Genomic DNA, 13,200 nt, shown 5'->3' with positions numbered 1-13,200 from the left:
TTACGATCACGCTGTCCCTCAGGCACCCCGGAACAGCCCCGGAAGCCCGGAACAGCACCGGAAGCCTGGGCAGCCGGCCCTCAGAAGAGCTGTTCCTGCCCGTCCCCCGAACCCTCTCGGGGGACGGCCCCGAGAGGCACGCTGACGGGCGATCCGCCCGGCGCGCTCTCGATCCCCCACCCGGTCAACAGCCGGGTGTCGAGGGCGAGGTGCCGCCCGTCCCCGTCGAGGAGGTGCAGATCGGGCCCGGCGGCGGCGAGCAGCCGCCCGGCGACCACCCCGGCGGGCACGAGCTCGACGACGCTCGCGTCGAGCGGCGCCAGCCCGTCGAGGCGGAACGCCCCCACGTGGTCGTGGACCTCGCACTCCAGCCGCTCCAGCGTCTCCGACCAGGCGCCGACGCCGACCGCGCGCGCGTACAGCTCCTCGACCTCGCGGGCCCGCTCGGCGGCGGGCGGCAGGACGGTGCGGACGGCCCGCTTGCGCGCGTACGGGATGCGGTCGGGCACGGCGAGCGCGTGCCGCAGCACTTCCTCGGTCCGCCGCGCGGCCATCAGCGGCCCCCGCCCGAGCCAGCTGAACGCGACCGCACCCTGCTCCAGCAGCCGCGCGTCCCCGCGCTCCTCCCTGGTGATCCCGACCTTGACCATGCCGGGCCCGAACCAGGCGAGGTAGACGCGGTACGGCCGGGGGTCGTCGAGGAGGGTGTCGGCGGCGACGGAGTGCGCCCGGTCGAGCCGCGCGCACTCGGGGCACCGCCCACCGGTACTCCGCCCGCTCACGACGGCCCCCAGGGGGCAGACGTTCCCCCGGGCCCCGGTGCACCGCCGCTCCCCGACCGCGCGGAAGCCGATGACCCGCCCGTACGCGAGCGGACTGACCCGCCCCCCGTCCCACCGCAGCGCGGGCGCACCACCCCGCCAGGACACTCCGGCACTCCGCCACACCATGGATCAAGTCTGACGCAGGACACTGACAGCGGTCAGGGGACGGGCGACGGGTGCCGACGCCCACCGGTCAGGGCAACAGATAGAGCAACCCCCCATCGGAACCATCGGAGCCGTCGGAGCCGTCAGAACCACCACCGCCCCCTCCAGCCCCACCGTCTCCACCGTCCCCGCCGTCCCCGCCCTCCGCATGCCGCATGCACCCCCGCTCGACGAGCATGCGGACGCAGTCGCGGACCCGGTCGGAGGGGAGTCCGGTGCGGCGGGCGACCTCCTCCAGGCGGTAGCGGACGCCGCCGCGGACGAGCTCGGGGGCGAGGCAGGCGGCGACGGCGTGGACGTCGTCGCTGAGCTCGACGTTCCGCTCGCGCCAGGAGGCGAGCAGGTCCTGCGGGGTGAGCGCGGGACCGGCGTACGGGTCGGGGCCGACGCGCTGGACGGGCACGGCGAGCAGGTCGCCGGCCTCGGCGAGCCGGGTGAGGCTCCGGTCGTCGAGCTCGTCGGCCTCCAGCCGGACGACTTCGTCGAGGACGGGCTGCGGGGGCACGAACCGGCCTTGCAGGGAGGAGGGTTCGAGTCCGTAGGCGCCGTGGCGCTGGACGGCGGTGACCATCTCGGCGATCCAGGCGGTGAAGGGGGCGACGCGGGCCCCGGTGGAGGCGGCGACGAGCTGGACGAGCCCGTCGAGGCTGACCATCCGTTCGCCGAGGGTGGCCTGCATGGCCTGGCCGACGTGGGCGCGGAGGGCTTTGCGCACGTCGGTGTGGCCGAGGGCTCCGGCCACGTCCGCGGCGGGGAACCAGTGTGTGCCGTCGGCCAGGGTGAGCCTGCGCAGCCGGACCCCGGTGGCGGCAAAAACGAAGTCGTCGATGTCAATGGCGTCGGTGTTGACGTTGGCGTTCATCGGACATCACCTCCACCTGCAAGCTAGGCCGAGGGCATATTCAACTGACATGGAAATCAGTCCGGTTCACCCAAACGTGTGGGAATCAGGAGGTTCCGCCCCCATCAGAGCGAGCAGGTCATGGACCGCCCACTCCCCCGCGGCGCCGGGGCAGGCGGCCAGATACCGGGCGATCCGGAGATCCGACCGTCCCCCCACGGCACGCAGCCCCCGCACGAAATGCCGCAGGTAGGGGCCGGAGGGACGCCGCAGCTCGACCTCGCCCACGCGCCAGGGCGCGGTGAAGGTGACCATGGGAACGCGCCCGACCTCCCCGACCCGCACGACGGTCTCGTACCGCCCGGGCCCGAGCCGGACCCGCCCGCGCCGTACGACCTCGTCGAGGTCGAGGCCGATGTCGGTCTCGGCCTCGGTCTCGGTCTCGGCACCGGGCAAGCGGTACATCTCCTGAGCGGCGAGGTCGGCGAACTGCCCGAGTCCGATCAGGTGTGCCCGCGCGTACACCCTCCCGTCGGCGGCCGGATCGTAGAACGCCCGCCCGCCGCCCCAGACGGGGGACTCGGTGGCGAAGTAGACGACCCCCGGCATCACGACACCGCGCGAGGCGACCGGCGCGGCCGGATCCCGCCCGGCGTCCAGATACCGCTGGAGCCGCTCCAGGTCCATGTTCGCCCCGTAAGCGACGTACCAGACCCAAGATCCCCGCTCGGCCGTCACACCACCCGACGCTACCGGCCCCGCCGGCACACGAGGCCCGGACGGACGCCCAAGCCGCACGTGTCCGAACACGCCCCCACCCGTACCCGCCTCCGCGCCCGCCCCCGTACCCGCACCTGGCGGGCCAGGCAGGGGCCTCACTCGGTCGCGTAGCCGCCGAGCTGGTAGTCGAGTTCGGGGTCGGCGGGCCCGCACCCCAGCACCGCCTCCACTTCCGGCCACGCCTCGACGGGCACGTCGTACCAGAGGACCATCCAGGGGTCGTCGGGATCCGGCTCGATCACCTCGCGGAGCCGGAGCATCTGCTCACGACTGACGGGGAACTCGGCCCGCAGGAACTCATCGGCCTTGCGGTACCCCTCCAGGACCCAGACGGCCGCGGGTGCTTCGGTAGACATCCACGGATCGTAAGGGCTGGCGGCCGCGCGTTGCGCCCGAAAGCCCGCCGCTCTTCAGCCGCTCACCAGGAGAACCAGCCGGGCGTGGCCGAGTAGACCTGCGGCGCGTAGTCGCAGGCGCCCTCCGTGAAGGGCTCGCCCGCCATCCTCACGGCCCGCTCCTCCGCGCCGGCGTCCACCCTGTCGGCCGCCACCACGAAGGCCAGGGCGGCCACCATGCAGGCGACGAGGAACGCGGGACGGGATGCCTTGCCCCGTACGGTCTCCGCCGCCGCACCGACGATGCCCACCAGAAGGGCCCCTGCCACCAGCCCGAGGGCCAGGAGGGTGAGGTGGTCCAGTGTCGCGGACGCGTGACACAGCACGTACTGCCGCCCGGCCCGGAATCCCTGCACCCGCTCGACGAGCGCGCCCACCGCCAGCACCGACCCGAACGCGAACACGTGCCACGGCCGCACGGCAGCCCGCCGCCCGTCGACCTTCACCTCACTCACAGCGCCCCCCGCAGCCGTCCAGCCCGAACCTGTGGCCGCACCCTACAGAGCCGGGAGCAACACCGGCACCGGCCGAGAGCCGCACGCCTCTGAAGCGCGGGACGACAGGTCAGTCCCTCTTCCGGCTGAGTTCGTCCGTGCACGCCCCGACCGTGACGTCCCGGGTGAAGCAGGCGACGAAGGAGCTCGGGGAGCCGTAGAAGGCGAGCTTCATGCCCTCGCAGTCGACGCCGTCGAAGGTGACGTCGGCGTAGGTTCCGCCGAGGGCCAGGCTCCCCTGCTGCGGGTCGGCGATCCCGGAACAATCGGCGGCGACCTCCGCCTCGTCCAGGCCCTTGGCCGTGAACGTGCCGTCGCCCTTGAACTCGACGGTCCTCCCGGCGAAGTCCGACCAGACGCCCACCAACTGATCAGCGGTCTCGACCTCGACCGGGTACACGGAGCAGGAGGTCGCCAGGAACGTCACCGCGCACCCCAACACAGCGCCGACGCATACACGTCGCATCCGCAGAAGATCCCGGCCGACAGCCATACGACCCTGCCTCTCGTGTCTCGCACATGCCCAGGGGCGACGCCTCAAGAAGGCGGCGAACATCATCCTGAACGCGTTCAAGTACCACTGTCAACGGGGCCGGGCCGCACACCACAACGCAAAGCAAGAGGCCCGGACTCTCGTCCGGGCCTCTTGTCCATGTGCACTCGGCAGGATTCGAACCTGCAACCTTCTGATCCGTAGTCAGATGCTCTATCCGTTAAGCTACGAGTGCTTGTTTTGTTTTTCGTCTTCGCTCCCCGGTCTTTCGACCCGCTCGCGGCGACAGGAAGAACATTACATGACTGCCGCCGTCATGTGAAATCCATAGACCACACCCCTTGTGACCTGCGAAAACGTCGGACGAGGGCGGAACGGGGCCGGAGCCGGCGGCGGGCCTGGTGGGGCTGGAATGGCGGGAAAGAGACCGGGGTCACAGTGCCGTGGCGCGGGGGCGCGGGTTCCGGCGTGAGGGCCGGGAACGAGCGAAGCCCCGGCCTTGGGGGCCGGGGCTTCGGTGGGCGGAGGCGGAGGGATTTGAACCCTCGATGGGCTTTAAGACCCAAACCGCATTAGCAGTGCGGCGCCATAGACCGGACTAGGCGACGCCTCCTCGCACCCCGCGCGTACGCGAGTGGTGCGTGCAGATGATGACACAGACGAGCACCGCGCCACCAATCGCTTATCACCGTACTAGGCCCCGGGGGCCCAGGGCAAAGCCCTCGCGCCCTCGCGCCCCCCACCCGGCGCATCCCGGTTGCGCAACGGAGCGGGGGGCTGAGCGTTAGAGGAGGGGGCGTCCGCTGGCGCTCTCCCTGTTTCCCCTGTTTCTCCCTGCCTTCCCCCGCTTCCCCCGCTTCCCCTGCTTCCCCTGCTTCCCCGGCTCCTCTGGTCCCTTCGGCTCCTCTGGTCCCCTCGGCTCCTCCGGTCCCTTCGGCATCCGGGTTCTTGCCCGCCCTCCGTTCATCGGTTCCCCGTTCATCCGTCCTCCGTTCTTCGGTCCCCCGCTTCTTCGTCCGCCGCTTCCTGGAGTTCGCATGCTGCGCCGCCTCGTCCTCGCCACCCTCGCCCCGCTCGCCGTCACCGCCGCCGCCTCGGGCGGCGGGCTCGGGGCGTTGCCTCCGTTGCCGCTGTTCTCCGTGCCCGACTCCCTCACGATCGTCGTCGCGGACGCCGGGAGCACCGAGGCCGACGGGACGTTCCGGCTGGAGTGCGAGGGGACGCCCGGGGGGACGCATCCCGCGGCCGGGAACGCCTGCAAGAAGCTGGCGGAGTTCGCCGCCGCCGGAGTGAATCCGTTCGCTCCCGTGCCCAAGGACCAGATGTGCACCCAGCAGTACGGCGGGCCCGCCACCGCGCACGTCACCGGCGACTGGCAGGGGCGGTCGATCGACGCTCGTTTCTCCCGCGCGAACGGGTGCGAGATCGGGCGCTGGGACGACCTGAGGCCCGTTCTTCCCCGCGTCCAGGGGTGAGCCCCGGGGAGCGGAGTGAGCGCCTCCCTTAGACTCCCTCCGTGACAGGCCGCGACCCGAGGGGCAAGATGGGCCCGGCCGACAGGCGATAGGCACAGGCGATAGGCAAGTGCAGTGGGTCAGGGAGGAACCGTCGTCGTGAGCAGCAGGCCATCCCGAGGCGCTGCTCGCCTCGCAGCCATACTCGACGCCCTCCCGGACGGCCTCGTGCTCGTCAATTGCAACGGCACGGTCGTCAACGCCAACACGATCGCCCTCGGCATGTTCGAGACGCCCGGCACCGCGCTCGTCGGGCGCGGGCTGCTGGATCTCCTGCCGGAGTTCGACTCCCGCCTCATCCCCGGTTCGATGCGCCTCCCCGAGGCCGCCGACGAGCGGGGGCGCACCACGCCGACCCGGATGATCGCCCGCCGCACCGACGGCGGCGAGTTCCCGGTCGAGGTGACCAGCGCCAGCCTGGAGGACGGGCGCGAGGCCTACGACTCGTACAGCAGCTACACCGGTGACGAGCTGCTCATGCTGGTCGTCCGCGACCTCACCGGCACCCTCGACACCGAGGCCGAACTCGCCCGCTCCCAGCGCCAGACCGAGATGATCCTGCGCGCCGCGGCCGAGGGCGTCGTCGGCACCGACACCGACGGGCGCGTCGTCCTGGTCAACCCGGCCGCCGCGCAGATCCTCGGCTTCCGCGCCACCGACCTCGGCGGCAAGGAGCTGCACACCCTGGTGCTGCACTCCCGCCCGGACGGCGAGCCCTTCCCGTACGCCGAGTCGCCGCTCGCCGACACCCTCAAGTCCGGCCGCAAGCACCGCGTCCGCGGCCAGGTGCTCTGGTCGAAGAACGGCGACCGCGTGCCGGTCGACCTGACCACCGCGCCGGTACGGGACGGGGACCAGCTCGTCGGCGCCGTCATGACCTTCACCGACCGCAGGCCGTACGAGCAGCTCGTCGAGCAGCACGCCGGCGAGGCCGCCGACCGTGCCGAACGGCACCTGGCCGAGCTGGAGCAGCAGCGCGAGCGGTACGCCGAGCTCTCCGCCCGGCACGAGCAGCTCACCGCCGTGCTCGCCGACTCCCTGCGCGGGCCCCTGGAGGAGCTGCGCACCCAGCTCGGCACCCTCGCCGCCGACGACGCCGGGCAGCTGTGGCCCGAGGCGAACCAGGTCCTGCACCATCTGGCCGCCGGATACACCCGGATGACCACCCTCGTCGACAACGTCCTCGGCTACCAGCGGCTCGACGCCGGCGCCGAGGCCCTCGACAAGGACGTCGTCCTCCTCGACAAGATCGTCACGGCCGGCATCGACCACGCCGTCGAGCTGATCGGGCCCGGCCGCGCCCAGTTCGCCGTCCACGCGCCGCCGATCGAGGCCGAGGTCGACGCCGCACGGCTCGTCACGGCGCTGGCCCACCTCGTCGCCGACGTCGCCGGGGTCGACGCCACCGGCAAGAACAAGGCCGCCCAGCCGAGCGGCTACGCCGACTCCACGATCGTCGTCGCGGCCGCACAGCGCGGCGACGTCGTCCGCATCGAGGTCCGCGGGCCGTACGCGGGCGGCGACCCCGTCCACCAGCCGATCGTGCGCGGGATCGTCGACGCCCACGGCGGTGTCGTGCAGACGCACGAGGTGCCGGGGACGACCGGCAGCGCCTACGTCGTCGAGGTTCCCCTCGGCGCGGGGCGCGGGACCGTCGCCGCGCCGCCCGCCGCCCCGGACGCCGGGGGCCGGCCCGAGCTGGGTCCCGCGCGTGAGCTGGGTACGGCGGCAGGAGCCGAGGCAGGGGCAGGGGGCGGCCGGGAGCTGCCCGCGTTGCCTCCCGTACCCGCGCAGGCCGCCGGGGGCGGGGAGGCCGGGGACGCCGGCGCCGTCGGGGGAGCCGGGGACGCCGCTCCGGCCGTCGTGCCGGAGGGTCCGTCCGCCGTCCCCGCCGAGCCCGTCGCCTCCCAGGACGGCACCAACGGCGGCGGTCGCCGCCGGGCCCGGCGTGCTTCCACCGACGCCTTCCTGGAGAGCCCGCTCGCTCCCGAGGACGGCGCCGCTCCCGAACCGACCGGCCGCCGCCGGGGCCGTACGGGCGACACGCCCGCCGCGGGGGTCCCCGCGGGCGCGCAGGGTGAGCTGATCCCGGCTCAGAACGCCGGGCCCGTCGAACCGACCGGGACCGGGCGGCGCCGTGGGCGACCCGCCGAGGGTGCCGTCGTGACCGCCGCCGAGGGCGCACAGGCCCGTCCGGCGCTCGGTGACACCGTTCCCCCGCAGGGCGTGCCGGTCGATGTGCCGCCGCACAACGCGCTCGCCCCCGCGCTCGCCCTGCCCGCCGTCGCGTCCGAGGAGTCGCCCGCCCAGCCGACCGGGCGCAGGCGCCGGGCGCTCGCGGCAGCGCAGGAGCGGGCCGCGGCGGCGGAGGCGGGGCCGCGCACGCCGTTCGCGCTGCCGCCGGCCGAGGCCGACCGCGACTCGGAGGCCCTCCTGGAGCCCGCGCCCGTCCCCGCCCTGGAGCAGGTGCGGGGGCCGGAGCACGCGGAGCGCCACGAGGCCGTACGGGCGCTTCCCGAGGACGATCACACCCCGCCGCAGCCGCATCCGCTGCCCGGGCGGCGCCGTGGGCCGCAGGAGACCACCAGCGGGACGGGCACGGGGTCCGTGCCGCTGCCGCCGGAGGTTCCGGCGGCCCGCTCCGTGCCCGGCTCCGTACCCGGCTCCGTGCCCGGCACGGACTCGACCCAGGGGCGGGCGTTCAGCGTCCGCACCCTCGGGCAGGGCGTCCCCTTCGCCCACCCGGCCCAGGCCCCGACCCCGGCCCCGGCCCCGGCGCAAACCCCGACCCCGGCCCCGGCGAGCCCCGCCGCAGCACAGCCCAACGGCCAGCCCAATCCCTCCGGTCGGCGCCGCAAGCTGGGCAACCCCGCCGAGGAGAGCCGTCCGGGCTCCGCCCCGGCTCCGGAGGCGGCCGCCAGGCCGCACCCGCTGCCCGCGGCCCAGCCCCTACCGGCCATGCCGCCCGTGCCCACCATGCCGCCCGTGCCGCCCGCCCCCAAGCCCGCCCCGATCCCGGCGCCCGCCGCGGCCCCCGAGGGGCGCGCGTACGCCATAGGGGCGCCCGCCGAGGGCTCGGCCGAGGGGCCGGAGCCGCTGGACGGGCCCGGCGGTGCGGTCGAGGTGTCGAACCAGCCGCTGCCCCAGCCCGTCGACGACGAGCTGCCCCCGGAGCCGCTGGACAACCCCCGCAGGCTGCTGGTCTGGCCCGCGCCGGACGTCTCCACCCAGCAGGCGCTGAGCGACCGCGGCTACCGGCCGGTGATCGTGCACTCCCGCGAGGAGGTCGACGCGCAGATCGCCGCCTTCCCGGCCGCGCTCTTCGTCGACCCGCTGACCGGGCCCATCACCCGGACCGCGCTGCAGTCGCTGCGCCAGGCGGCCGTCGCCGCCGAGGTGCCCGTCCTGCTCGCGGCCGGGCTCGGGCAGGCCACCCGGGAAGCGGCGTACGGCGCCGATCCCGCCGTCCTGCTCAAGGCGCTGGCCCCGCGGGACAGTGAGCAGCACCCGTCCCGCGTCCTGCTCATCGAGGAGCACGACGACATCGCGCAGGCGCTCGCGGCGACGCTGGAGCGGCGCGGGATGCAGGTGGCGCGGGCGGCGACCGACACCGAAGCGGTCACGCTGGCCGCGCAGATGCGCCCGAACCTGGTGGTGATGGACCTGATGCAGGTGCGCCGCCGCCGGGCCGGGATCATCGACTGGCTGCGCGCGAACGGGCAGTTGAACCGCACCCCGCTCGTCGTCTACACCTCCGCCGGGCTCGACGAGGCCGAACTGCCCACGCTCTCCTCGGGCGAGACGGTGCTGTTCCTCGCCGAGCGCTCGACCAGCGACGAGGTGCAGGCCCGGATCGTCGACCTGCTCGCGAAGATCGGCACCAACTAGCCCGTACGCGCGGTACGCACGTACGGGCCGGTGGGTGGCAGTCGGTGCCGGTGGGTGCCGGTCGGTGCCGGTGGGTGGCAGTCGGTGCCGGTCGGTGCCGGCGTCGCGGGGGCTACAGCTGGGTGACGTCCAGGTCGCCCTCCGCGTACTGCTTGCGGATCACCTTCTTGTCGAACTTCCCGACGCTCGTCTTCGGGACGGTCGGCACGATCGCCCAGCGCTCCGGGAGCTGCCACTTGGCGATGCCGCCCTCGGTGGCGAGGAAGGCCCTCAGCTCGTCGTAGTCCGCGCTCGCGCCCTCCTTGAGCACGACGGTCGCGAGCGGGCGCTCGCCCCACTTCTCGTCCGGTACGGCGACGACGGCGGCCTCGGCGACGGCCGGGTGGGCCATCAGGGCGTTCTCCAGCTCGACGGAGGAGATCCACTCGCCGCCCGACTTGATGACGTCCTTCGCGCGGTCGGTGAGGGTGAGGAAGCCGTCGGAGCTGATGACGCCGACGTCGCCGGTCTTGAGCCAGCCGTCCGCGCTGAACTTGTCCTCGGGGCGCAGCTCGCCGCCCGCGGCGCCGCCGTAGTAGGCGCCGGCGATCCAGTTGCCGCGGACCTCCAGCTCACCGGCCGACTCGCCGTCCCAGGGCAGGAACTCGCCGCCGGGGCCGACCAGCCGGGCCTCGACGCCGGCGGGGAAGCGGCCCTGCGTGACGCGGTAGGGCCACTCCTCCTCGGGGGTGAGACCGGCCGGCGGGTGGGCCATGGTGCCGAGCGGGGAGGTCTCCGTCATGCCCCAGGCGTGGCAGAGGCGGACGCCCAGCTTGTCGTACGCCTCCATGAGGGAGGGCGGACAGGCGGCGCCGCCGATGGTGACCTGGGCCATGGAGGTCAGGTCGCGGGGGCGGGCGGTGACCTCGGCGAGCAGGCCCTGCCAGATGGTGGGGACGGCGGCGGCGTGGGTCGGCTTCTCGGCCTCGATCATGTCGGCGAGCGGGGCCGGCTGGAGGAAACGATCCGGCATGAGCATGTTGATGCCGGTCATGAAGGTGGCGTGCGGCAGGCCCCAGGCCAGCACGTGGAACTGCGGCACCACGACGAGGGTGGTGTCCTGGTCGGTCAGGCCCATCGACTCGGACATGTTCACCTGCATGGAGTGCAGGTAGATCGAACGGTGCGAGTAGACGACGCCCTTGGGGTCGCCGGTGGTGCCGGAGGTGTAGCACATGGCGGCGGCGGCGCGCTCGTCCAGCTCGGGCCAGGCGTACGTGGTGGGGCGGCCGGCGATCAGCTCCTCGTACTCGTGCACCCGGGGGGCCGTGCCGTCGAGGAGGGCGCGGTCGCCGGGGCCGGTCACGACGACGTGCTCGATGGTCGGCAGGTGCGGCAGCAGCGGGGCGAGGAGCGGGAGGAGCGAGCCGTTGACGAGGACGACGCGGTCGGCGGCGTGGTTGACGATCCAGGCCAGCTGCTCGGCCGGGAGGCGCAGGTTGAGGGTGTGGACGATCGCGCCCATGGCGGGGATCGCGAAGTACGCCTCGACGTGCTCGGCGTTGTTCCACATGAGGGTCGCGACCCGCTCGTCGTCGGTGACGCCGAGTTCGTCGCGCAGGGCGTGGGCCAGCTGGGCGACCCGGGCACCGGTCTCGGCGAAGGTGCGGCGCTGCGGCTCGCCCTCCCCGGTCCACGTGGTGATGGTGGACTTCCCGTGAATGGTCATCCCGTGGTTCAGGATGCGGGTCACGGTCAGCGGTACGTCCTGCATGGTGCTGAGCACGGGCGTCCTCCCGAGGGCGCTACGCGGCAGTAAGGATGTGCCGATTCTGCGCACGTACCACGCGGTATGTCACTACCCAGGAGTACGAATTTGCCAGTGATCACTGGCATAACCGAGGGTAACGCCCGGTCGGGGCCTGTCGGGGCCTGTCGGGGCCGTCAGAGGCCGTCGGGAAGGACGGGGGCCCGGCGGGACGGGCTGGGGCCGGCGGGACGGGCTGGGGGCTGCCGGAACGGGTCGGGGCCCGGCGGGACGGGGCTGGGGCGCCCTCACCGTACGGGGGAGAGCTCCGGGTCCTCGCGCAGCTTGCCGAGCGCCCGCGAGACCGCGCTCTTGACCGTGCCGACGGAGACGCCGAGCACCTCGGCGGTCTGCGCCTCGCTCAGGTCCTCGTAATACCTGAGGACGACCATCGCGCGCTGACGGTCGGGCAGCTTCATCACCGCGCGCCACATGGCGTCGTGCAGCACCTGGCGTTCGGCCGGGTCCGGCTCCGGCAGCCCGGCCGGCTCCGGCAGCTCCTCGCAGGCGAACTCGTCGACCTTGCGCTTGCGCCACTGGGACGTGCGGGTGTTCAGCAGCGCGCGGCGGACGTAGCCGTCCAGGGCGCGGTGGTCCTCGATGCGCTCCCAGGCGACGAAGGTCTTGGCCAGCGCCGTCTGCAGCAGGTCCTCCGCGTCCGACGGGTTCGCCGTCAGCGAGCGCGCGGTGCGGAGGAGGACGGGGCCGCGAGCCCGTACGTACGAGGTGAACGACGGGTACGTCGCGGCGGACGGGCGCGTCACGAGCGACGGGTACGTCGCGTACTGCGAGGCGCCGGCACAGACGGGGCCAGAAGGCGGCGGAGTCATGGCTCCACGCTATGAGCGCCCGACCCCGCCGGGGATCGGCCCCAGGTCCCGAACCGCACTCCCCCTCAGGTTGTAGGGGTGGGGCCTGCCGGACCTCCTTCAGGTGGAGCACCCGGACCTCCGGGTCAGGGTCGGACCCGGGCGACCGGGGCGTCGACGAGGCTGCGGTCGATCCGCAGCCGCCGGCCGCCGTACGTCTCCGAGACGTTCCCCGCGTACTGGTGGATCCGGCCGTGCGGCTGCCAGGCCGGCGCGGCGAGCACCGCCTCCGCCTCCAGCGTGGGCACCCCGCGCCAGCGCGCGAACCACATCACCGACGGCAGGTCCGCCGTCCCCGCCCGCCGCTCCCGCTCCAGGTGCCGGACCCCCGTCTCGGCGCTGCTGTAGAAGCCCGGCAGGTAGCCGTGCCGCCGCACCTCCCGGCTCCACGCCCGCACGAAGCGCAGGGTCGTCGCGGCGCAGCCGGCGTCGCCGATCCGGTACGCCTCCATGTCGAGGTAGAGCGGGCTCGCCGCGTCGAACCCGAGGGCACGGGCCGCCCGCACCGCGTCCCCGGCCTCGCGGGTGCCCTGGGTCCAGGGGGTGCGGCCGATCGCGTACCGCCGCTTGGCCTCGGACAGCACGCACGGGGCCTGCGAGCCGACGAACAGCGGCAGCAGCCGCCAGCCGAGGCCGTGGACCGAGGCGACCCACCCGGGAGTGAGCTGCCGCTGCGCACGGCAGCCCCGCCCGCGGCCGCCGAAGTACACCCCGACCGCGCGGTAGGGGGACGCCCGCCAGGCCCGCATCACGGCGAGGGACGGGGCGTCGCAGGTGTCGAAGGCGCGGCCGGTGAAGTAGCGGGCGGCGGCGGGGGCGGCGGCAGGGGCGGCAGCCCGCCCGCCGGGCACCCTGCCGTCAGGCCTTGGGCCGTCGGTCCCCCGGCCGTCGGTCCTCCGGCCGTCTGTTCCTCGGTCGTCGGTCCCCCGGCCGTCGGTCCCCCGGCCCGCTCCCGCCCCCGCCAGGAGCGCGGTCGCCACCAGCACCGCGACGGCGGCCGCCGCGGCGCAGGCCCGACGGCGGGCTCGGCAGCGGACCCGCGGGCGGGGCGGGCGGGGCCCGGTCGGGACGGGCGTCTCCGGCGCGGCGGGGGCAGCGGGTGCGGCGGGTGCGGCAGGTGCGCCCTCCGCCGCACGGAGGGCGTCCGCTGC

Annotated in this window: 11 protein-coding genes and 2 tRNA genes; 2 read left to right on the top strand and 11 right to left on the bottom strand. The window is 74.1% G+C overall.

Going from position 1 to position 13,200, the window contains the following annotated elements; genetic code table 11:
* Window positions 1-80: 80 nt before the first annotated feature.
* The 8 genes from OG309_RS18875 to OG309_RS18840 form a co-directional block, all read right to left on the bottom strand.
* On the bottom strand, window positions 81-950 hold the full coding sequence (locus tag OG309_RS18875; protein WP_329422407.1) for a DUF2797 domain-containing protein: 870 nt from the start codon (window positions 948-950) through the stop codon (window positions 81-83).
* 67 nt (window positions 951-1,017) lie between these two features.
* Entirely contained in the window at window positions 1,018-1,851 is an 834-nt protein-coding gene (locus OG309_RS18870) for a Bro-N domain-containing protein (RefSeq protein ID WP_329422406.1), read from the bottom strand.
* Between the two features lie 66 nt (window positions 1,852-1,917).
* Entirely contained in the window at window positions 1,918-2,517 is a 600-nt protein-coding gene (locus OG309_RS18865) for a histone deacetylase (RefSeq protein ID WP_329422405.1), read from the bottom strand.
* 188 nt (window positions 2,518-2,705) lie between these two features.
* Window positions 2,706-2,966, bottom strand: a complete 261-nt coding sequence (locus OG309_RS18860; RefSeq protein ID WP_329422403.1) for a DUF7683 domain-containing protein — start codon at window positions 2,964-2,966, stop codon at window positions 2,706-2,708.
* Between the two features lie 62 nt (window positions 2,967-3,028).
* A complete protein-coding gene (locus OG309_RS18855; protein ID WP_329422402.1) occupies window positions 3,029-3,460 on the bottom strand; it encodes a hypothetical protein in 432 nt (143 codons plus the stop codon).
* A gap of 109 nt (window positions 3,461-3,569) precedes the next feature.
* On the bottom strand, window positions 3,570-3,926 hold the full coding sequence (locus tag OG309_RS18850; RefSeq protein ID WP_329422401.1) for a hypothetical protein: 357 nt from the start codon (window positions 3,924-3,926) through the stop codon (window positions 3,570-3,572).
* A 228-nt stretch (window positions 3,927-4,154) separates the two neighbouring features.
* Window positions 4,155-4,227 (bottom strand) — tRNA-Arg (locus OG309_RS18845).
* A 287-nt stretch (window positions 4,228-4,514) separates the two neighbouring features.
* Window positions 4,515-4,605, bottom strand: a tRNA-Ser gene (locus OG309_RS18840).
* A 424-nt stretch (window positions 4,606-5,029) separates the two neighbouring features.
* On the opposite strand from OG309_RS18840, the gene OG309_RS18835 reads away from it, so the two are divergent.
* Together OG309_RS18835 and OG309_RS18830 are read left to right on the top strand one after the other, a co-directional pair.
* Window positions 5,030-5,467, top strand: coding sequence for an SSI family serine proteinase inhibitor (locus tag OG309_RS18835; RefSeq protein ID WP_329422400.1), 438 nt, complete (start codon window positions 5,030-5,032; stop codon window positions 5,465-5,467).
* Window positions 5,468-5,605: 138 nt separating this feature from the next.
* Window positions 5,606-9,394 (top strand): PAS domain-containing protein, encoded by a 3,789-nt coding sequence (locus OG309_RS18830; protein WP_329422398.1) that lies wholly within the window; start codon window positions 5,606-5,608, stop codon window positions 9,392-9,394.
* A 112-nt stretch (window positions 9,395-9,506) separates the two neighbouring features.
* Here the strand turns inward: OG309_RS18830 and OG309_RS18825 are convergent, their stop codons facing one another.
* From OG309_RS18825 to OG309_RS18815, 3 genes are all read right to left on the bottom strand, one after another.
* On the bottom strand, window positions 9,507-11,159 hold the full coding sequence (locus tag OG309_RS18825; protein ID WP_329422396.1) for a long-chain fatty acid--CoA ligase: 1,653 nt from the start codon (window positions 11,157-11,159) through the stop codon (window positions 9,507-9,509).
* 269 nt (window positions 11,160-11,428) lie between these two features.
* Window positions 11,429-12,010, bottom strand: a complete 582-nt coding sequence (locus OG309_RS18820) for a SigE family RNA polymerase sigma factor (protein WP_329422395.1) — start codon at window positions 12,008-12,010, stop codon at window positions 11,429-11,431.
* A gap of 125 nt (window positions 12,011-12,135) precedes the next feature.
* Window positions 12,136-12,900, bottom strand: coding sequence for a DUF1906 domain-containing protein (locus tag OG309_RS18815; protein ID WP_329422393.1), 765 nt, complete (start codon window positions 12,898-12,900; stop codon window positions 12,136-12,138).
* Window positions 12,901-13,200 lie beyond the last annotated feature (300 nt).

This window comes from Streptomyces sp. NBC_01268 (assembly GCF_036240795.1).
Taxonomy (GTDB): Bacteria; Actinomycetota; Actinomycetes; order Streptomycetales; family Streptomycetaceae; genus Streptomyces.
Note: the sequence above shows the minus strand (reverse complement) of the source record. Positions and strands in the feature narration are given on the sequence as shown.